Raw genomic sequence first — 18,482 nt, 5'->3', positions numbered from 1 at the left:
TTCGGCTACGCTTATCCTGAATCCAGGGAGATGTGTGATGGCGAAATCTGTTTCTGACGAACGCGTCAGCCGGGAGACGCCGGTGCGCGAACATATGCATGCCCAGCGCGTCGAGTGGCGTATACAGCAGGGCGGAAACTGGCTGCTGTTTACGATTGTCGTTATCGCGCTGCTCGGCGGGTTTTCCGACGGCTGGCTGAGCGAAACCTCAATCACCAACCGCGAAAAAAGCCTGACCATTGAATACCAGCGTTTTCTGCGCGCCGAGAGTGACGAGCCGTTTGCGCTGCGCATTCAGGGGCCGAAAAACCAGCCGGTGACGCTGACCTTCGGCGGCGATCTCCCCGATCGCTTCGTGCTGCAAACGCTCCAGCCGCAACCGGTCGTCGCGCATACCGGCCAGCACACCCTGACGCTCACCTTCCCGCCGACGCCGGATGGCGCGCACGCGGTCTGGATGGTGACGCAGCCGCAATCGGCGGGGCGCCTGAGCTCTACCGTGACGCTGAACGGCGCGTCGCCGGTACATCTCACCCAGTGGGTTTATCCTTAGGAGAACAATATGGACAGCGTATTACGCGCCGCAGGCATGTATTTTCTGCTGCTGGTGGTGCTGAAGATCGCCGGTCGCCGCACCTTAATGGAGATGAACTCATTTGATTTCGTGCTGCTGCTTATCATCAGCGAGGCGACCCAGCAGGCGCTGCTCGGCAATGATTTCTCCTTCACCGGCGCGGCCATCACTATCATTACGTTGATTGTGCTGGATATCGTGCTGAGCTGGTTGAAAAACGCGTTTCCGCGTCTCGATTTGCTGCTCGACGGCTCGCCGCTGATCCTTGTGGAGAATGGTCGGTTGCTCACCGCGCGCATGAAAAAATCCGGAATTTCCCGCGACGATATCTTAAGCTCTGCCCGCACCAGCCAGGGGATTGAGCGGCTGGAGGAGATAAAATTCGCCATCCTTGAGAAAAATGGCAAAATCTCCATTATTCCCGCCGATAACCAGGAGTCGTAATGCCAGTCTGGGTGGATGCCGACGCGTGTCCGAAAGTGATTAAAGAAGTGCTGTTCCGCGCCGCCGAGCGTACCGAAACGCACGTGGTGCTGGTGGCGAACCAGCCGCTGCGCGTGCCGCCCTCGCGGTTTATCCGCGCGCGCCAGGTGCCTGCGGGTTTCGACGTGGCGGATAACGAGATTGTGCGCTGTTGCGAGCCGGGCGATTTAGTCGTGACAGCGGATATTCCCCTGGCCGCTGAGGTCATAGCGAAAGGAGCGGTGGCGCTGAACCCGCGAGGCGAACGTTACAGCGAAGCCACGATCCGCGAGCGCCTGACGATGCGCGATTTCATGGATACGCTGCGCGCCAGCGGCATCCAGACCGGCGGTCCGGACGCCCTGAGCCAGCGCGACCGCCAGCAGTTCGCCGCTGAGCTCGACAAATGGCTCAGCGGCCAGAAGCGGCAGGCTTAGACCCAGTTATCGTCGTCGCCGCCGAAATCATCGCCGCCAAAGTCATCGCCCGCGAAGTCGTTATTCCAGTCTTCTTCGCCGCTTGCCGGCACATAATCGTTGCTGTTGTCCTGTTGCAACCCGGCGTCCTGATTCAGGAACTGGCTGTCATCCGCCTGGTTGTAATCTTCCACGGCATTCACCGGGGTGTTATCTGCCGGTTGCGCCGGTTCGTTGATGATATTGACGAGTTCTTGCGGCTGGTGGTGACTGAACATGCTGGTCAGCATATTGCCAAGCACCACGCCGCCTGCGACGCCTGCCGCAGTCTGCAGAGCGCCCGCCATAAAGCCGCCGCCGCCGCGCGGGGCGTTATTGTAATACTGGCCCTGGGCCGCCTGCGGCGCATAACCAGCGGGCGGGGCGCTCTGGTACTGCTGCGCGCCGGGGATAGGATCAGAGCCGCGCGCGACCGCCTGCGGACGCGGCGGTTCCTGTTCGTGCTTATTGCCGCCAAACAGCCCGGCCAGGAAGCCGCCGCTGCTCTGCTGGCGGCTGGCGGAATGCTTAAGCTGTTCCACTTCCGCTTCCAGCGCCTGAATACGGCCATTAAGCTGTTTCATGGCCGCTTCCTGGATAAGAATGGTTTGCGCCATATAGTACGCCGCGCCCGGCTGAGCGCGCATGTGCTGCTCAATCCAGCGCTCGGCGTCCGCGTCGCGCGGCGCGCTGTTTTCGCCGGCGGCTTTGAGTCGGTCAAAAAGCCCGTCGATCAGACGTTGCTCTTCAGATTGCATGATTCATCCCTCTGTCATTGAACGCGATAATAGTAAGTCTGGAGAAAAATCCACACTTGTAAATGTCCGGTGCGTAAAGGAAATAAGAAATATGTAACCGGGTGCGGCGGATAGTGGGGTTGTGCCGGGCGTCCCCTTTCAAGTATGGTGGGCGCGTTTTGCATATTCTTGCGAGTGGTAGCGTGGCTTTACACTTGGCATTGACCCGAACGGTTGTTCCTCGCGGGGTTTCACGCGACATCCGCACTTTTGTAAGTTTAAATTTACGCCTGTCCTGTGTACTAGTTTATTGTTAAACTCATGGCTTACGGCCTGCGTTTTCACCCTTTCGTGGCTTGCGAAAGGCGAGGTAATCCATCCATGAATCAACCCATTTATTTAATCGGCGCGCGCGGCTGCGGCAAAACCACTACCGGCGAGGCGCTGGCTCGCGCGCTGGCATACAGCTTTGCCGATACTGACCGCTGGCTGCTTGAGCAGACGCAAATGACCGTCGCCGAGGTGGTGGAGAAAGAGGGCTGGCCCGGTTTTCGCGACCGTGAAAGCCAGGCGCTGCAGGCGGTGACTGCGCCTGCGACAGTGGTGGCGACAGGCGGCGGCATGGTGCTGCGCGAAGAGAATCGCGAGTATATGCGCCAGCACGGCGTGGTGATTTATCTCAGTGTGCCCGTGGCGGTACTGGCGCAGCGGCTTGAGGCGTTTCCGGAAGAAGGGCAGCGCCCGACGCTCACCGGCAAGCCGATGACGGAAGAAATCGCCGAGGTGCTGGCGGTGCGCGACGTTCTCTACCGCGCCTGCGCGCATCATGTGATTGACGCCGCCGACGCCCCGGCAAGCGTCGTCTCGCGCATTATCGCAGCGCTGCAACCGGCGCACGCCAGCTAAGTGCCGGGATTGTCTATACTTAAAGCTCGTCCCCGATAATTAAGGAAGAGCTATGCCGAGCAGACCCCCCTATCCGCGCGAGGCGCGCGTGGTTCCCATTGAAAAAGGCGTGCCGGGTAAAACCGTCACCAGCTATCAGCTGCGTGCCGATCACCCGGAGCCCGATACGCTTATCAGCGAGCACCCCACCGAGCACGAAGCGCTGGATGCCAAGCGCCGTTACGAAGATCCGGATAAATCCTGACCGCCAATGGCGGCAGGCGTCAGCGTGTCGCTGCGCTTACCGCCAGTCTGAAAAAATGCGCCTGCCGCTTTGTATCACACCTTTCATCCAAAGCTAATGTTAACGATACGTTATGATTATTGTGCTGCGGCAGGCGCGGTTTCGCGTGTTTGTCTCCTGTGCGGCGCCGGAAAGCTGCTACGCTTTCTGATTCCCCCTTCGCTTGCGCTCAAGTTTCAGGCATAGGGTGTCGTTATTAATGTGAGAGGCTGTAAACCAAGGCGATAAAAATGTGTGCGACTCTGGCGATAATTACCATCGGCGTAGTGCCTGTCAGCGAGGTGCTGCCGCTGTTAACGGAACATATCGATGAGCAGCAAATCACCCATCTGAGTCTGATGGGTAAGCTGTCGCGCGAAGAGGTCATGGAAGATTACGGCGTGTTGGGTCAGGAAGAGACGCTGGTGACCCTGCTCTCTGACGGCGAAAAAGCGACGGTATCGAAAGCCAAAACCGAAAGGGCGCTGCAAAGCGTTATCGAAGTGCTCGACAACCAGGGGTATGACGTCATTTTACTGATGAGCACGCAGCGCTTCTCTGGTTTGCGGGCGCGTAATGCGATGTTGCTTGAGCCGGACCGCATCATTCCGCCGCTGGTGGCGTCTATTGTCGACGGGCATCAGGTGGGGGTGATTGTGCCGATCCCGGAGCTGATGGATATACAGGCACAGAAGTGGCAGGTGCTGGAAAACCCGCCGCTCTACTCGCTCTCTAATCCGTTTTACGGTACGGAAGACGAGCTGGTCGGCGCCGGGCGCGATCTGCTGGCCCGCGGGGCGGATGTTTTGCTGCTCGACTGCCTCGGCTTCCATCAAAAACACCGCGATTTACTGCAAAAGTCGCTTGATGTGCCAGTGCTGCTGAGCAATGTTCTGGTGGCGCGGCTCGCTTCCGAACTCCTTGTCTGAGCGCGGGTCACAATTTGCGTGACAGCGCTCAGGCTGGCCCTCTATATTGTTTTTCCAACCATTTTTTCGATAAGGGCCTGCTTATGCTTCAGAGTAACGAATACTTTTCCGGTAAAGTGAAATCCATTGGCTTCACCAGCAGCAGCACAGGCCGCGCCAGCGTCGGTGTGATGGCGGAAGGCGAGTACACGTTTGGCACTGCGCAGCCGGAAGAGATGACCGTCGTCAGCGGCGCGCTGAATGTCCTGCTGCCAGGCGAAACTGAATGGAAAACGTATGAGGCGGGGCAGGTCTTTCACGTGCCAGGGCACAGCGAATTTCATCTGCAGGTGGCCGAGCCGACCTCTTATCTCTGTCGTTACCTGTAATTGCGCCGCCCCGGACGGGGCGACGCGAGCGAATTAACGCTGGGCTTCGCCGCCCAGCGCTTCCACTAAGTTCTGAATCAGCGCCGCCAGTTCGCCAGTCATTAGCGTGAAATCGGCGTCAAAGCGCTGCGCCACGTCTTCACGTGCAATGTCGTCGTTCTGATCGCGCAGCTCGTCGGCAAATTTCAGACGCTTGAGCGAGCCGTCCTCGCACAGCATAAATTGCACGCGCTGTTGCCAGTCGAGCGCCAGCTTGGTCACCACTTTGCCCGCTTCGATATGCACAGCGATTTCGTCGCTCACCAGCTCCTGTTTTTTACAGCGGATCACGCCGCCATCTTCAAGGATTGCCTTAAGCTCCGCTTCATCGAGCAACTGAAAGCCCTGCGGCACGTTATTAGCGCGCACCCATTCGGTAAGCGTCAGCTCGATCGGGTTTTCCAGCGTCAGCGGCACCACCGGCAGCGAGCCGAGGCTTTTGCGCAGCAATGCCAGCGTGTCTTCCGCTTTTTTGGCGCTGGCGCAATCCACCACGATAAGTCCGCTGGCGGTATCTATCCACATCATGGTCTGGCTGAAACGGCTGAAGGCACGCGGCAGCAGCGAGTGCAGCACTTCATCTTTGAGCGAATCTTTTTCCGTCTTTTTCAGTTTGCGGCCCTGATCGGCCTCCAGACGGGCGATTTTCGCTTCCAGCGCCTGTTTGATGACCGGCGCCGGGAGAATTTTTTCTTCTTTGCGCGCGCAAATCACGATCTGGCCGTTGGCGGCGTGGGTAAGCGCGTCGCTGCCGCCGCCCATCGGCGGCACCCAGCCGGTTTTCGCCATATCCTGGCTGCCGCACGGGGTGAAGGTAAACGCAGCTAACTGTTTTTCCATCTCATCCGCACGCAGCGCCGCGTCGCGGTTTAAACGGTAAACCATTAAATTTTTGAACCACAGCATGTTGATTTCCACGGCCTGGTAGTTAAACGCAGCGGGCATGATAACGAATCAGCCGCAGCGTTTCATTGCCTTTCACGGACAGGTTATCTACTCTCCAGGTAAGTCATTGAATATGAGGAAGCAGACGTGCGTATTGGGATCGATTTAGGCGGCACCAAAACCGAAGTGATTGCGCTCGACGACGACGGCGAACCGCGTTTTCGCCACCGCGTGCCGACGCCGCGCGACGATTATCCGCAAACCGTCGAGACGATAGCGGGCCTCGTTGAGCTTGCCGAGCAGGAAACCGGCGAGCGCGGTACGGTGGGCGTCGGCATACCCGGCACGCTTTCGCCTTATACCGGCATGGTGAAGAATGCGAACTCGACCTGGCTGAACGGTCAGGCGCTCGATAAAGATCTGAGCGCGCGGCTCAATCGTGAAGTGCGGCTTGCGAATGACGCCAACTGTTTCGCTGTCTCTGAGGCCGTGGACGGGGCCGCGGCGGGCGCGCAGACCGTGTTCGCGGTCATCATCGGCACCGGCTGCGGCTCCGGCATCGCGCTGGGCGGCAGAAGCCATATCGGCGCCAACGGCAACGCGGGCGAGTGGGGCCATAATCCGCTGCCATGGATGGATGAAGATGAGCTGCGCTATCGCGAAGAGGTGCCGTGCTACTGCGGCAAGCAGGGCTGTATCGAAACCTTTATCTCCGGCACAGGCTTTGCGACCGACTACCATCGTCTGAGCGGTCAGCCGCTCACTGGCAGCGAAATCATCCGCCTGGCGGACGCGCAGGATGCAGTGGCGGAGCTCGCGCTCAGCCGTTATGAACTGCGGCTGGCGAAATCGCTGGCGCATATCGTCAATATTCTCGACCCGGACGTGATTGTGCTGGGCGGCGGAATGAGTAACGTCGACCGGCTCTACAAAACTGTACCGCCGCTGATGAAACACTGGGTATTTGGCGGCGAGTGTGAAACGCCGGTACGTAAAGCGGTGCATGGCGACTCCAGCGGCGTGCGCGGCGCGGCGTGGCTCTGGCCTGCCACGCGCTAATAAAAAAGGGGCGCAATGCCCCTTTTGTCAGTCGACCTGATATTCCCGCGCCAGCCGGCTCACGCCGAGTCCGTTAATCTTCCTGACTTTAATCTGCACCGGAATACGCTCTTTCATCGCCTCAACGTGGCTGATGACGCCGATGGTTTTGCCGCTGGCGTTCAGCGCGTCCAGGGCATCCAGCGCGGTGTCGAGCGTCTGCGCGTCCAGCGTGCCGAAGCCCTCATCGAGGAACAGCGAATCGATGCGGGTTTTATGGCTGACCAGATCCGAAAGCGCCAGCGCCAGCGCGAGGCTTACCAGGAAACTCTCGCCGCCGGAGAGCGTGCGGGTATCGCGCACCGCGTCCGCCTGCCAGGTGTCAACCACTTCAAGCTCCAGATCTTCGCTCAGCTTCCGCTTCAGCAGATAGCGGCCATGCAGACGCGTCAACTGGTTATTAGCAAGCCACACCAGGTTATCCAGCGTCAGCCCCTGGGCGAATTTACGGAACTTATCGCCTTTCTGGGAGCCGACCAGATGGTTGAGCTGCCCCCATTCGTCGGCCTCGCGCCGCGCCTCGTCAATCAGCCCGAGCAACGAGGCGAGCCGCGCGCGGTTCTCTTCATCCTGGCGCAGCTGCTGGCGCAGCTCGCCCTGACGCGTCGTATTATCACGTAATCGCTCAGCGATAAGCGCCAGCGCCGCCTCGCTCTGACGCGCATCCGCCGTGTCGTCAAGCGTGGCCGGGCGCGCGTTAAGATGGTGCTCCAGCGCCTGTTGCGCCTGCGTAAACAGCGTCTGCTGCGCCTCCCGCTCTCGCGCCAGCCGCTGTTTTAACGCCTCAAGCGCGCGCAGCGTCGCGTCATCCAGCAAAGCGGCGAGGAACGCCGTTTTATCCGCGAACGGGCTGGCGGCGAGCGCCTCGTCAAACGCGCGGCAAGCGGTTTGATAACGCGCGCGCTCCTGCTCAAGCTGCGCGCCGAGCGTCTGCCACTGGGCCTCCAGCGACAGGCAGAGCGTATGAGCCTGCTGGCCTGCACGCGGCAGGTCGTCCACCGGCGTGGCGGCCGCCTGCGCGTCGCCATCCTCCGGCAGCAGAGTAAGGAGATTTTCACAGGCCGTCAGCTGCTCGCGCAGGCGTTGCTGGCGATCGTGCTCCTGTTGCCAGCGTGTCGCCTCTTCTTCGCGCGCGGCGAACCACGGCGCCGGGTCGTCGTGGTCCGGCTCGGCCAGCGACAATGCCGCCAGCTGGGCGCGCAGTGTCTCCTGCTGGGTCTGATACGCGCTTTCAAGCGCGGTGAGCTGGCGCTGCGCGCTGTCGATGGCCGCCTCCAGCATCTGGCGTTCGCGCAGCAGATGCAACTGCTGCTCGCGCTGTGTCTGCTCGTCAAGCCACGGCGTGATATCCTCGCCCGGCATCGCGTTGATCGCGGCGGCGGCGCAGAGCGTCTGCCACTGCGACGTGAGCGCTTGCTCCTCTTCCAGCAGGCTTGTCGCTTCGTTTTCCTGTTGCTGGCGCTGTCTTATCAGCGCGTCGAGCTGGCCGCGCAGCGCCGCGCCCTCCGCGCCAAGCTGTTCTTTTTCTTGCTCCAGCTGCGTGAGCCGCAGGCGGCTGGCGTCGGGTTTCAGCGCCTGATACGCCTCCACCGCCGGGTGTTCGGTCGCACCGCAGAGCGGGCAGGGGCTGCCAGGCTGCAGGCGCGCGCGCTCTTCGACCAGACTTGCGATGCGCTGCTCCAGCTCGCAGACCGCTTTTGCTCGGGCCACCTCGTCCTGTTTGGTTTTGTAATCCTGACGCTTTTGCGCAAGCTGCTGCTCCAGCTGCTGGATTTGCGTTTGCAGCGCGACAAAGCCCTCCTGCTGGCGCGCTTTACGGCGCATCAGCGGCGCAAAAGCCGACTGGAGCGTTGCCAGTTGCTGGCGCAGCGGGCGCTGTTCGTTGAGCGTCGAGAGCGCCTGGGCAACATCTTCAGGGGTGAGGAAAAGCCCGGCGTCCGGCAGCGCGTCGCGCTTGCGCCGGGTGGCGGCGAGACTGTCGTTAAGCGCCCGTACCTGTTGGCTGTCGCGTTTTTGCTGCGCCAGCACGGCGCGCCAGCCCGCCAGTTCGCTGCTCCAGAGGCGGTAGCGGTCGTGTTCCGTGAGCCAGCGGGCGACCCGGGCGAGGTCGTCTGCGCGGATCTGCGCCTGTTCCGCCGCTGCCTGGCGGATCTCCCGGCGGCGCTGCGCGCTTTCCTGTAAGCGAACGCTCACTTCTTCATGCTGGCGCTGGGTCGCGGCAAGCGAGGTCTCAAGCTCCTGGCAGCGCAGCCAGGCCGGACGCAGTTTTTCGGCGGGCAGCGCCGCCTCCAGTTTTGCAAGCTGCGGGGCGGCCTCCTGCAATGCCTGTTCCGCCCGCACCGCGCCCTGACGCGCCGCCTCAAGCGCGGCAGCGAGCGCGGTGCGCTGCGTCAGCCACAGATGCTGTTGCTGGAGCTGACGCTGCTGCGCCAGCTGCGTTTTTTCATCGTCAGTAAGCGCCAGCAAACCTCTGGTAAGGCTTTCGCGCTGCGCGTCATCCAGAAGCGTCACGCCCTGCGCCTGGGATTCGAGCTTCTCAAGCTGGCTGCGCGCTTCCTTATGCTGTTCGAAAATACGCGCGGAGACCTGGCCGTAGATTTCAGTGCCGGTGAGCTCTTCTAACAGTTCGGCGCGGGCTTTGGCCTCGGCGTTGAGAAACGCGGCGAACTGCCCCTGCGAGAGCATCATCGATCGGGTGAAACGGTCATAATCCAGCCCGGTCAGCGCGGCGATGCGGTCAAGTTTGTCTTTGATTTTATCGGCGACGATTTTGCCATCGTCACAGCGAGCAAGCTCCACGCGCGGCGCCTGTAAATTGCCGTCCGGCTGGCCGCGGGCGCGGCTCTGGCTCCAGAACGCGCGCCAGGCGACGCCTTTAACTTCAAACTCCACCTCCGCCAGACATTCGGCGGTGTCGCGGGTCATTAAATCGTTCTGGCTTTGCGACAGCGCGTTCAGACGCGGCGTGCGGTGATAGAGCGCAAGGCAGATGGCGTCAAGCAGCGTGGTCTTGCCCGCGCCGGTCGGGCCGGTAATAGCGAACAGTCCATTGCTGGCGAACGGCTCGGCGGTGAAGTCGATTTTCCATTCGCCTTTGAGTGAATTCAGGTTTTTCAGCCGCAGGGTTAAGATTTTCATGCCTCGTCTTCCTCGTGCAGGCTCTCCAGCGTGCGGGCGAACAGCGTGCGCAGCCGCGCCCGCTCTGGTTCTTCCAGCGCTTCCAGATCCAGGCGGCGCTCAAACACTTCTTCCACGCCCAGTTCGCTGAGGGTTTCAGTGCTGAGCGTGCCAGGCGCGCGCTCGCGCATCTCGCGGCTGCGACGCAGCAGGACGACTTCCACCGGCAGGCTTTCGGTAAGCTGGCTTATCTGGCGGTGCATGTCGTGCAGGAACTCTCCGGTGTCAATTTCAATATCGAGCCAGACTTTCGGCTCGTCGGGCGCGTCGCGCCACTGTTCGAGCTGGGCGGTAATGGACGCCAGGCTGCCTTTTAAAACCGCCAGCGGCTGGCTGACCGGCACAGGCAGGGCCGTGACCTCGCGCAGCTTGCCGTCGGCGAACTCCACCAGAAACACGCTTTTCTCTTTGCCGGTTTCATCAAAGCTCAGCGCAATCGGCGAGCCGCTGTAGCGGATATGCTCGCAGCCCGCGACCTTCTGGGCGCGGTGGATATGGCCAAGCGCGATGTAATCGGCGGGCGGAAAGCGATCCGCCGGAAACGCGTCGAGCGTGCCTATATAGATGTCGCGTACCGCGTCACTTTTCGTCACGCCGACGGTCGTGAGATGGCCGGTGGCGATAATCGGCAGATTACGCTCGCCGCGAAGCTGGCAGGCGGCCTCGTAGCACTGTTGATAGTGCTGGCTGATGGCCTCCAGCAACTGCTGTTGTTTTTCGCGCCCCGACTGGCCGCTAAGGCTGCGCAGCACATCGCGCGGGCGCAAAAACGGAATGGGGCAGAGCACCGCGCCGGGCTCGCCGTCGCGCCGGTATAATAAGGTGGCCTGACTTTCCGGCGTCAGCCGGGCGCTGGCGATCACCTGCGTGTTAAGGCAGGCGAGCAGCTCGCGGGATTCATTCAGCGTCGCCACCGAATCGTGGTTGCCGCCCAGCACGATAAGCGGACAGTTCGTCGCCTGCAGTTTGACGACAAAGCGGTTGTAGAGCTCGCGCGCATAGCTCGGCGGCGCGCCGGTATCAAAGATGTCGCCTGCGACGATAATCGCGTCCACCTGATGCTCGATGGCAGCGCCGAGGAGCCAGTCGAGAAAGGCTTCATGCTCGGCGGCGCGGCTTTTGGCATAAAAATTTTGACCAAGATGCCAGTCTGAGGTATGCAGAATACGCATGGGATGCCCTGTGGCGAAAAAGCGAGAAGGGGATTATAAACATCCGGTACGGCGAGTGTCCTGTTTCGTCGCGCCGCGCGGTTTTTTCGCCTGCGCTGACAGGTCATCTTACGGTCATCTTTTTCATAAATCTGTCATAAATCTGACGCATAATGGCGCCGCATTACATTCTGTTTACTTTATTTAACAGGGCTAATCATGGCGAGACGTATTCTGGTCGTTGAAGATGAAGCACCTATCCGCGAGATGGTGTGCTTCGTACTGGAACAAAATGGCTTCCAGCCGGTGGAAGCGGAAGATTATGACAGTGCGGTGAATCAACTCAATGAGCCCTGGCCGGATCTGATTTTGCTGGACTGGATGCTGCCTGGCGGATCGGGGATCCAGTTTATTAAACATATCAAACGCGAAGCGCTGACTCGCGAGATCCCGGTCGTGATGCTGACCGCGCGCGGCGAAGAAGAAGATCGCGTACGCGGTCTGGAAACGGGCGCGGATGATTACATTACCAAGCCGTTCTCCCCGAAAGAACTGGTGGCGCGCATCAAAGCCGTCATGCGCCGCATCTCCCCGATGGCGGTGGATGAAGTCATTGAAATGCAGGGCTTAAGTCTCGATCCGTCATCGCACCGCGTGATGACCGGCGAAAATCCCCTCGACATGGGGCCAACGGAATTCAAACTGTTACACTTCTTTATGACGCACCCGGAGCGCGTTTACAGCCGCGAACAGCTGCTGAACCACGTCTGGGGTACGAATGTGTATGTGGAAGATCGCACTGTCGATGTGCATATCCGCCGCCTGCGCAAGGCGCTGGAACATAGCGGTCATGACAGAATGGTACAAACGGTGCGCGGTACGGGTTATCGGTTCTCGACCCGTTTTTAAACCCAAAACAGGAGTGTGACGCGTGCTGGAACGGCTGTCATGGAAAAGACTGGTGCTGGAGCTGTTGCTTAGCTGTATTCCGGCGCTGGTTCTCGGGGCGATATTCGGCTATCTGGCATGGTTTTTACTGGCGGCAGTGACCGGATTGCTCATCTGGCATTTCTGGAATCTGCTGCGCCTTTCCTGGTGGCTGTGGGTGGATCGCAGCATGACGCCGCCGCCTGGCAGCGGCAGCTGGGAGCCGCTGCTCTACGGGCTGCACCAGATGCAGTTGCGCAATAAAAAGCGTCGCCGTGAGCTGGGCAATCTTATCAAACGCTTTCGCAGCGGCGCGGAATCGCTGCCGGACGCCGTGGTGCTGACCACGGAAGAGGGCGCCATCTTCTGGTGTAACGGTCTTGCGCAACAGCTGCTTGGCCTGCGGTGGCCCGACGATAACGGGCAGAACATCCTTAACCTGCTGCGCTACCCGGAGTTCACCAGCTATCTGCGCGGCCAGGATTTCAACCGACCGCTGCATCTGGTGCTCAATAACGGGCGTCATCTTGAGTTTCGCGTGATGCCGTACAGTGAAGAGCAGTTGCTGATGGTGGCGCGCGATGTCACGCAGATGCATCAGCTCGAAGGCGCGCGACGCAACTTCTTTGCGAACGTCAGCCATGAGTTGCGCACGCCGCTGACCGTGTTGCAGGGCTATCTTGAGATGATGCATGAGCAGACGCTCGAAGGGCCGCTGCGTGAAAAAGCGCTGCATACCATGCGCGAGCAAACCTACCGGATGGAAGGCCTGGTAAAACAGCTACTGACGCTGTCGAAAATCGAGGCGGCGCCCGCGATGCAGCTCAACGAAACCATCGATGTGCCGATGATGCTGCGTGTCGTGGAGCGCGAAGCGCAGACGCTCAGCCAGCAGAAGCATACCTTTACGTTTGAGGTGGAACCACAGCTTAAAGTGCTTGGCAACGATGAGCAGTTGCGCAGCGCGATTTCCAACCTGGTCTATAACGCGGTGAACCATACGCCTGCGGGCACGCATATCACGGTGCGCTGGGAGCACACGCCGCATGGCGCGCGCTTTAGCGTGTCGGATACCGGGCCTGGGATCGCGGCGGAGCATATTCCTCGCCTGACGGAGCGCTTTTACCGGGTGGACAAAGCGCGCTCGCGCCAGACCGGCGGTAGCGGGTTAGGACTCGCGATTGTAAAACACGCGCTGACGCATCATGACGCGCGACTGGAGATTGAAAGTACGCCCGGCAAAGGAACGACGTTTTCGTTTCTGCTGCCGGAAAGACTCATTGCCGCCGCGCCTGCCAAAGCGGTTTCTGTAGTGTAACTCGTCACGTCTGCTTTCCGGGGCCAGCCATAAGCTGGCCTTATTCATTTTTTATCCACCCTGCAGCGCTTTTTACATCGTTTGTTGCTTTTTTGCTCGCGCGAATCGCCGGAGGTTTTTTAGGAAATTAGATTTTATCACTGCCCCGAAACTTAGATCTGGCATAAAGGTCTGGTTTTACGATCCCGTCTTGCCTTTAAACGTTATAAGCGTTTAAATTGCGCCCCTGCTATTGCCAGACCGACTGTTTTTGCGTGGTAAACTGAAAAACAATTCTTCGCCAGCGTAATCGGGAAGCATATCCCGCTGTCGCCGTCTGAAATAGCCGCGTTTTCGTCAGGCAACTGACGGTAAAAAATATTTATTTCAACACCACATCCACAGGCAGTAAATCTTATGACCCATCAGTTAAAATCGCGCGACATTATCGCACTGGGGTTTATGACCTTTGCGCTGTTCGTCGGCGCGGGTAACATCATTTTCCCTCCTATGGTTGGTTTGCAGGCCGGTCCGCATGTGTGGACGGCGGCGATCGGCTTTCTGATAACCGCTGTTGGTCTGCCTGTGCTGACCGTGGTGGCGCTGGCGAAGGTCGGCGGCGGCGTTGACAGCCTGAGCCATCCGATCGGCCGCGTGGCGGGTATTCTGCTGGCGACCGTCTGCTACCTGGCGGTAGGGCCGCTGTTCGCGACGCCGCGTACCGCCACCGTGTCGTTCGAAGTGGGCATTGCGCCACTGACCGGCGACGGCGCGCTGCCGCTGCTGATTTACAGCCTGGTCTATTTCGCGCTGGTGATCCTGGTCTCGCTCTATCCGGGCAAACTGCTGGATACCGTGGGCAACTTTCTGGCGCCGCTGAAAATCATCGCGCTGGTGGTGCTGTCGGTCGCGGCCATTCTCTGGCCGGCGGGCGATATCAGCGTGGCGACAGAGGCCTACCAGAAAGCGGCGTTTTCCAACGGGTTTGTGAATGGCTATCTGACGATGGATACCCTGGGCGCAATGGTGTTCGGGATTGTTATCGTCAACGCGGCGCGCTCGCGCGGCGTTACCGACTCTCGTCTGCTGACGCGCTACACGGTGTTCGCAGGCCTGATGGCGGGCGTGGGCCTGACGCTGCTCTATCTGGCGCTGTTCCGCCTGGGCTCTGACAGCGCGACGCTGGTGGATCAATCCGTTAACGGCGCGGCTATCCTGCACGCTTATGTTCAGCATACCTTCGGCGGTGCGGGCAGCTTCCTGCTGGCGGCGCTGATTTTCCTGGCATGCATGGTGACCGCGGTCGGCCTGACCTGCGCCTGCGCTGAGTTCTTCGCGCAATACCTGCCGCTCTCCTACCGCGCGCTGGTCTTTATCCTGGGGCTGTTCTCCATGGTGGTGTCGAACCTCGGCTTAAGCCAGCTGATTCAGTTCTCGATTCCTGTGCTGACGGCCATCTATCCGCCGTGTATCGCACTGGTTGTGCTGAGCTTTACCCGCGGCTGGTGGCATAATGCGAGCCGTGTTATCGCCCCGGCGATGGCGGTCAGTCTGCTGTTCGGTTTGATTGATGGGGTGAAAGCCTCGGCGATAAGCGGTATCCTTCCGGCCTGGACTCAGAAACTGCCGATGGCGGATCAGGGGCTGGCCTGGCTGCTGCCGACCATCGTGATTGCGCTGGCGGCGGCCGTCTGGGATCGCATGGCCGGACGGAGCGTGACTTCCACCGCACACTGATCGTCGGTTGATTGTTGAACCACGGGGCCTGGCTCCGTGGTTTTTTTATTGTATGACGTGGTACTGGAAAGATGGAAAACGAGAACAAGCTCAAGCGCGGATTGAGTACAAGACACATCCGCTTTATGGCGCTGGGTTCAGCGATTGGCACCGGCCTGTTTTACGGCTCGGCGGACGCCATCAAAATGGCAGGCCCAAGCGTACTGCTGGCCTACATTATTGGCGGCGTGGCGGCGTATATCATCATGCGCGCGCTCGGCGAAATGTCGGTGCATAACCCGGCGGCGAGCTCTTTCTCTCGCTATGCGCAGGATAACCTTGGCCCGCTCGCGGGTTATATCACCGGCTGGACCTACTGCTTTGAAATCCTGATTGTCGCCATCGCCGACGTGACCGCTTTCGGCATCTATATGGGCGTCTGGTTTCCGGCGGTGCCGCACTGGGTCTGGGTGCTGAGCGTGGTGCTGATTATCTGCGCCATTAACCTGATGAGCGTCAAAGTGTTCGGCGAGCTGGAGTTCTGGTTCTCGTTCTTTAAAGTCGCCACCATTATCATCATGATTGCCGCCGGTATCGGCATCATTATCTGGGGCATCGGCAACGGCGGCCAGCCGACCGGTATCCATAACCTGTGGAGCAACGGCGGCTTCTTTGCGAACGGCTGGATTGGCACCGTGATGGCGCTGCAGATGGTGATGTTCGCCTATGGCGGCATTGAGATTATCGGCATCACGGCGGGCGAGGCGAAAGACCCGGCGAAATCCATTCCGCGCGCCATCAACTCCGTACCGCTGCGTATTCTGGTGTTTTATGTCGGTACGCTGTTTGTGATCATGTCTATCTATCCATGGAACGAAGTCGGCACCAACGGCAGCCCGTTCGTCCTGACCTTCCAGCATATGGGCATTACCGTCGCGGCGGGTATCCTGAACTTCGTGGTGCTGACCGCTTCACTGTCGGCGATCAACAGCGATGTCTTCGGCGTCGGTCGCATGCTTCACGGCATGGCGGAGCAGGGCAGCGCGCCGAAAGTGTTCGCCAAAACCTCGCGTCGCGGCATTCCGTGGGTGACGGTGGTCGTGATGTGCTTCGCGATGCTGCTGGCGGTGTACCTCAACTACATCATGCCGGAAAACGTCTTCCTGGTGATTGCGTCGCTCGCGACGTTTGCGACCGTCTGGGTCTGGATAATGATCCTGCTCTCGCAGGTGGCTTTCCGCCGTCGCCTGAGCGCTGACGAAGTCAAAGCCCTGAAATTCAAAGTGCCGGGCGGGGTGGCGACCACCATCGCGGGCCTGATTTTCCTGGCGTTTATCATCGCGCTGATTGGCTATCATCCGGATACCCGCATTTCGCTCTACGTCGGTTTCGCGTGGATTGCGCTGCTGCTGGTCGGCTGGGTGTTTAAACGCCGCCGCGACGCCCGTCTTACCGCGTAATCCTTCTCCCTTCATCCCCGCCGCCTGGCGGGGATGATGTTTTCGCTCTACGCTCACCTGAGATTCTCCGCCTCCCGTCTCCTCCCCCAATAAAATCCAGAATGAGGAAGGCGCGCGGTTGCCCGTGTGAAAAGATCGCCCCGTTTTCTGTCGATTAAGGATTAAGTGTATGTTGAATGCCTGGCATCTCCCCGTCGCGCCCTTTATTCGCAAGCAGGGGGAGACGTTACAGATTACCCTCTGGCTCAAGGGCGACGCGCTGCCGGAAACCGTTGTGCTGCGCTACGAGCGCGATAACGAAGAAACGCCGTTTACCATGAAGCGGCTGTCAGCCGCGCCGCACCCGGAGGTCAGCGCGTGGCAGGCGAGTATTCCGCTCGGCGACGGTCAGCCGCGCCGCCGCTACGCCTTCAAACTGCTCTGGCGCGATCGTCAACAGTGGTTCAGCCCGCTCGGCTTTAGCGCAGTCCCGCCTGCTCGTCTGGCGCTGTTCGCGACTGACGCGCCGGACAACGGCCCGCAGTGGGTGCAGGATCAGGTGTTTTATCAGATTTTCCCGGATCGCTTTGCCCGCAGCACGCCGCGTGGGGCGCAGCAGGACAAGATTTACTATCACCACGATCAGGGGCGCGACATTATTCTGCGCGACTGGCACGAGCCGGTAAGCGCGGAGGCGGGCGCCTCGACGTTTTACGGCGGCGATCTCGACGGCATCTGCGAAAAGCTGCCCTATCTGAAAGCGCTTGGCGTTACGGCGCTTTATCTCAACCCCATCTTTTGCGCGCCAAGCGTACATAAATATGACACCGCCGATTACCGCCACGTCGACCCGCAGTTTGGCGGCGATGAGGCACTGTTGCGCCTGCGCGAAAAAACGCGTGAGGCGCAAATGCGGCTGATTCTGGACGGCGTCTTTAACCACACCGGCGATACGCACCCGTGGTTCGATCGCCAGAACCACGGCGAAGACGGCGCGTGCCACCATCCTGACTCGCCGACGCGCAACTGGTACAGCTTCACCGATGACGGCCACGCGTTCTGCTGGCTCGGTTATGACAGCCTGCCGAAACTCGATTTCGCCGAGCGCGGCGTAGTGGAGGAGATCTACGCAGGCGAAGAGAGCGTCGTGAAGCACTGGCTGAAAGCGCCGTGGAACATTGACGGCTGGCGGCTTGACGTGGTGCATATGCTCGGCGAGCGCGGCGGGGCGAAAGAAAACCTGCGCCACGTCGAGGGCATTACGCGCGCGGCTAAGGCCGTGGATCCGCAGGCGTTTGTTTTCGGCGAGCATTTTGGCGACGCGCGCCAGTGGCTGCAAAACGACGCCGAAGACGCGGCGATGAACTACCGCGGCTTTACCACGCCGCTGTGGAGTTTTCTCGCGGGTGTGGATCAGGGGCTTGAACCGCAACGGCTCGACGCCGCCGACTGCATCCGATGGATGGAGGAGTACCGCGCGGCGCTCTCGCACCAGCAGCAGTTGCGGATGTTTAACCAGCTCGACAGCCACGATACCGCACGCTTTAAGACGCTGGTTAACGGCGACCCGGCGCGCCTGCGGGCGGCGGCAGTATGGCTTTTCTGCTGGCCTGGCGTGCCCTGCATCTTCTATGGCGACGAAGTGGGCGTGGAAGGCGGTAACGATCCGTTCTGTCGCCAGCCATTCCCGTGGGAACCCGCGCGCCAGGACGGTGAGTTGCTGGCGCTCTATCAGCGGCTCGCGCGCCTGCGCCATCGCAGCCGGGCGCTGCGTTCCGGCGGCTGTCAGGTGGCGTATGCCGAAGGCGATGTCATCGTATTCGCGCGCGTCTTCCGACAGGAGCGGGTGCTGGTGGCGCTCAATCGCGGCGCGGCCTGTGACGTGACGCTGCCTTTCTCACCGCTCCTTGCGGGGCAAACCTGGACGCATGAAGAGGGCGATGGCGCGCTGGATGAACAGACGCTGCGACTGGCGGCGGGGGCGGCGGTTATCTGGCGCACGCGATAAGCGTACCGAAATGCGGTAAAGGAATACCGCTTTTCATTCAGATATGGGAAAG

17 protein-coding genes are annotated in these 18,482 nt (G+C 60.3%); 13 read left to right on the top strand and 4 right to left on the bottom strand.

From position 1 onward, the window contains the following. Positions 1-37 precede the first annotated feature (37 nt). Genes BJP61_RS16610 through BJP61_RS16600 form a run of 3 tightly spaced genes read left to right on the top strand, consistent with a single transcriptional unit; the run spans position 38 to position 1,473 of the window. Complete coding sequence (locus BJP61_RS16610; RefSeq protein WP_161580993.1) at positions 38-553, top strand: hypothetical protein; 516 nt, start codon at positions 38-40, stop codon at positions 551-553. Positions 554-562: 9 nt separating this feature from the next. Beyond that, complete coding sequence (locus BJP61_RS16605; RefSeq protein WP_038864398.1) at positions 563-1,018, top strand: YetF domain-containing protein; 456 nt, start codon at positions 563-565, stop codon at positions 1,016-1,018. Then, on the top strand, positions 1,018-1,473 hold the full coding sequence (locus BJP61_RS16600; RefSeq protein WP_038864397.1) for a YaiI/YqxD family protein: 456 nt from the start codon (positions 1,018-1,020) through the stop codon (positions 1,471-1,473). The genes BJP61_RS16605 and BJP61_RS16600 overlap by 1 nt, the downstream gene beginning before the upstream one ends. On the opposite strand, the gene BJP61_RS16595 is transcribed toward BJP61_RS16600, so the two are convergent. Further along, entirely contained in the window at positions 1,470-2,249 is a 780-nt protein-coding gene (locus BJP61_RS16595; protein WP_171998724.1) for a DUF2076 domain-containing protein, read from the bottom strand. The genes BJP61_RS16600 and BJP61_RS16595 overlap by 4 nt on opposite strands. 360 nt (positions 2,250-2,609) lie before the next feature. Here BJP61_RS16595 and aroL point away from each other — a divergent pair, with 360 nt between their 5' ends. The 4 genes from aroL to ppnP all read left to right on the top strand — a co-directional run bounded on the left by aroL (position 2,610) and on the right by ppnP (position 4,693). Beyond that, positions 2,610-3,134, top strand: a complete 525-nt coding sequence (gene aroL, locus BJP61_RS16590; protein ID WP_075194033.1) for a shikimate kinase AroL — start codon at positions 2,610-2,612, stop codon at positions 3,132-3,134. A gap of 52 nt (positions 3,135-3,186) precedes the next feature. Then, positions 3,187-3,378 carry a YaiA family protein gene (locus BJP61_RS16585; RefSeq protein WP_038864389.1) on the top strand — a complete coding sequence of 64 codons (192 nt, stop codon included), beginning with the start codon at positions 3,187-3,189 and terminating at the stop codon, positions 3,376-3,378. Positions 3,379-3,647: 269 nt separating this feature from the next. Further along, entirely contained in the window at positions 3,648-4,325 is a 678-nt protein-coding gene (locus BJP61_RS16580; RefSeq protein ID WP_075194034.1) for an AroM family protein, read from the top strand. A gap of 83 nt (positions 4,326-4,408) precedes the next feature. Continuing rightward, entirely contained in the window at positions 4,409-4,693 is a 285-nt protein-coding gene (ppnP, locus tag BJP61_RS16575) for a pyrimidine/purine nucleoside phosphorylase (protein WP_038864387.1), read from the top strand. Between the two features lie 33 nt (positions 4,694-4,726). On the opposite strand, the gene rdgC is transcribed toward ppnP, so the two are convergent. Beyond that, positions 4,727-5,638 (bottom strand): recombination-associated protein RdgC, encoded by a 912-nt coding sequence (gene rdgC, locus BJP61_RS16570; RefSeq protein ID WP_038864394.1) that lies wholly within the window; start codon positions 5,636-5,638, stop codon positions 4,727-4,729. A 126-nt stretch (positions 5,639-5,764) separates the two neighbouring features. Between rdgC and mak the strand changes: the two genes are divergently transcribed. Beyond that, a complete protein-coding gene (gene mak, locus BJP61_RS16565; RefSeq protein ID WP_171998722.1) occupies positions 5,765-6,676 on the top strand; it encodes a fructokinase in 912 nt (303 codons plus the stop codon). A gap of 27 nt (positions 6,677-6,703) precedes the next feature. Here the strand turns inward: mak and sbcC are convergent, their stop codons facing one another. Both sbcC and sbcD read right to left on the bottom strand, forming a co-directional pair. Continuing rightward, positions 6,704-9,853, bottom strand: coding sequence for an exonuclease subunit SbcC (gene sbcC, locus BJP61_RS16560; protein ID WP_171998720.1), 3,150 nt, complete (start codon positions 9,851-9,853; stop codon positions 6,704-6,706). Beyond that, positions 9,850-11,064 carry an exonuclease subunit SbcD gene (gene sbcD / locus BJP61_RS16555; RefSeq protein ID WP_171998718.1) on the bottom strand — a complete coding sequence of 405 codons (1,215 nt, stop codon included), beginning with the start codon at positions 11,062-11,064 and terminating at the stop codon, positions 9,850-9,852. Before sbcD ends, sbcC begins: the two co-directional genes overlap by 4 nt. A gap of 198 nt (positions 11,065-11,262) precedes the next feature. Between sbcD and phoB the strand changes: the two genes are divergently transcribed. From phoB to malZ, 5 genes are all read left to right on the top strand, one after another. Continuing rightward, the gene (phoB, locus tag BJP61_RS16550) at positions 11,263-11,952 is read left to right on the top strand and encodes a phosphate response regulator transcription factor PhoB (protein WP_007720408.1); all 690 of its coding nucleotides are present in this window, start codon (positions 11,263-11,265) and stop codon (positions 11,950-11,952) included. A gap of 22 nt (positions 11,953-11,974) precedes the next feature. Further along, positions 11,975-13,288, top strand: a complete 1,314-nt coding sequence (gene phoR, locus BJP61_RS16545) for a phosphate regulon sensor histidine kinase PhoR (RefSeq protein ID WP_038864383.1) — start codon at positions 11,975-11,977, stop codon at positions 13,286-13,288. 396 nt (positions 13,289-13,684) lie between these two features. After that, complete coding sequence (gene brnQ / locus BJP61_RS16540; RefSeq protein WP_075193650.1) at positions 13,685-15,004, top strand: branched-chain amino acid transporter carrier protein BrnQ; 1,320 nt, start codon at positions 13,685-13,687, stop codon at positions 15,002-15,004. Positions 15,005-15,075: 71 nt separating this feature from the next. Beyond that, a complete protein-coding gene (gene proY, locus BJP61_RS16535; RefSeq protein WP_075193649.1) occupies positions 15,076-16,443 on the top strand; it encodes a proline-specific permease ProY in 1,368 nt (455 codons plus the stop codon). A 169-nt stretch (positions 16,444-16,612) separates the two neighbouring features. Then, the gene (malZ, locus tag BJP61_RS16530) at positions 16,613-18,430 is read left to right on the top strand and encodes a maltodextrin glucosidase (RefSeq protein ID WP_161579124.1); all 1,818 of its coding nucleotides are present in this window, start codon (positions 16,613-16,615) and stop codon (positions 18,428-18,430) included. Positions 18,431-18,482: the final 52 nt, after the last annotated feature.

It is taken from the genome of Cronobacter sp. JZ38 (assembly GCF_008932145.1).
Lineage (GTDB): Bacteria > Pseudomonadota > Gammaproteobacteria > Enterobacterales > Enterobacteriaceae > Cronobacter > Cronobacter muytjensii.
This window is presented reverse-complemented; position numbering and strand designations above follow the sequence as displayed.

What these genes read in the sequence shown, in the direction of transcription:
- proY (WP_075193649.1), top strand. Translation starts at nt 15,076, where the DNA reads ATGGAAAACGAGAACAAGCTCAAGCGCGGATTGAGTACAAGACACATC.
- sbcD (WP_171998718.1), bottom strand. Translation starts at nt 11,064, where the DNA reads ATGCGTATTCTGCATACCTCAGACTGGCATCTTGGTCAAAATTTTTAT.
- sbcC (WP_171998720.1), bottom strand. Translation starts at nt 9,853, where the DNA reads ATGAAAATCTTAACCCTGCGGCTGAAAAACCTGAATTCACTCAAAGGC.
- BJP61_RS16605 (WP_038864398.1), top strand. Translation starts at nt 563, where the DNA reads ATGGACAGCGTATTACGCGCCGCAGGCATGTATTTTCTGCTGCTGGTG.
- aroL (WP_075194033.1), top strand. Translation starts at nt 2,610, where the DNA reads ATGAATCAACCCATTTATTTAATCGGCGCGCGCGGCTGCGGCAAAACC.
- BJP61_RS16580 (WP_075194034.1), top strand. Translation starts at nt 3,648, where the DNA reads ATGTGTGCGACTCTGGCGATAATTACCATCGGCGTAGTGCCTGTCAGC.
- malZ (WP_161579124.1), top strand. Translation starts at nt 16,613, where the DNA reads ATGTTGAATGCCTGGCATCTCCCCGTCGCGCCCTTTATTCGCAAGCAG.
- BJP61_RS16610 (WP_161580993.1), top strand. Translation starts at nt 38, where the DNA reads ATGGCGAAATCTGTTTCTGACGAACGCGTCAGCCGGGAGACGCCGGTG.
- BJP61_RS16595 (WP_171998724.1), bottom strand. Translation starts at nt 2,249, where the DNA reads ATGCAATCTGAAGAGCAACGTCTGATCGACGGGCTTTTTGACCGACTC.
- rdgC (WP_038864394.1), bottom strand. Translation starts at nt 5,638, where the DNA reads ATGCTGTGGTTCAAAAATTTAATGGTTTACCGTTTAAACCGCGACGCG.
- BJP61_RS16585 (WP_038864389.1), top strand. Translation starts at nt 3,187, where the DNA reads ATGCCGAGCAGACCCCCCTATCCGCGCGAGGCGCGCGTGGTTCCCATT.
- BJP61_RS16600 (WP_038864397.1), top strand. Translation starts at nt 1,018, where the DNA reads ATGCCAGTCTGGGTGGATGCCGACGCGTGTCCGAAAGTGATTAAAGAA.
- phoB (WP_007720408.1), top strand. Translation starts at nt 11,263, where the DNA reads ATGGCGAGACGTATTCTGGTCGTTGAAGATGAAGCACCTATCCGCGAG.
- ppnP (WP_038864387.1), top strand. Translation starts at nt 4,409, where the DNA reads ATGCTTCAGAGTAACGAATACTTTTCCGGTAAAGTGAAATCCATTGGC.
- brnQ (WP_075193650.1), top strand. Translation starts at nt 13,685, where the DNA reads ATGACCCATCAGTTAAAATCGCGCGACATTATCGCACTGGGGTTTATG.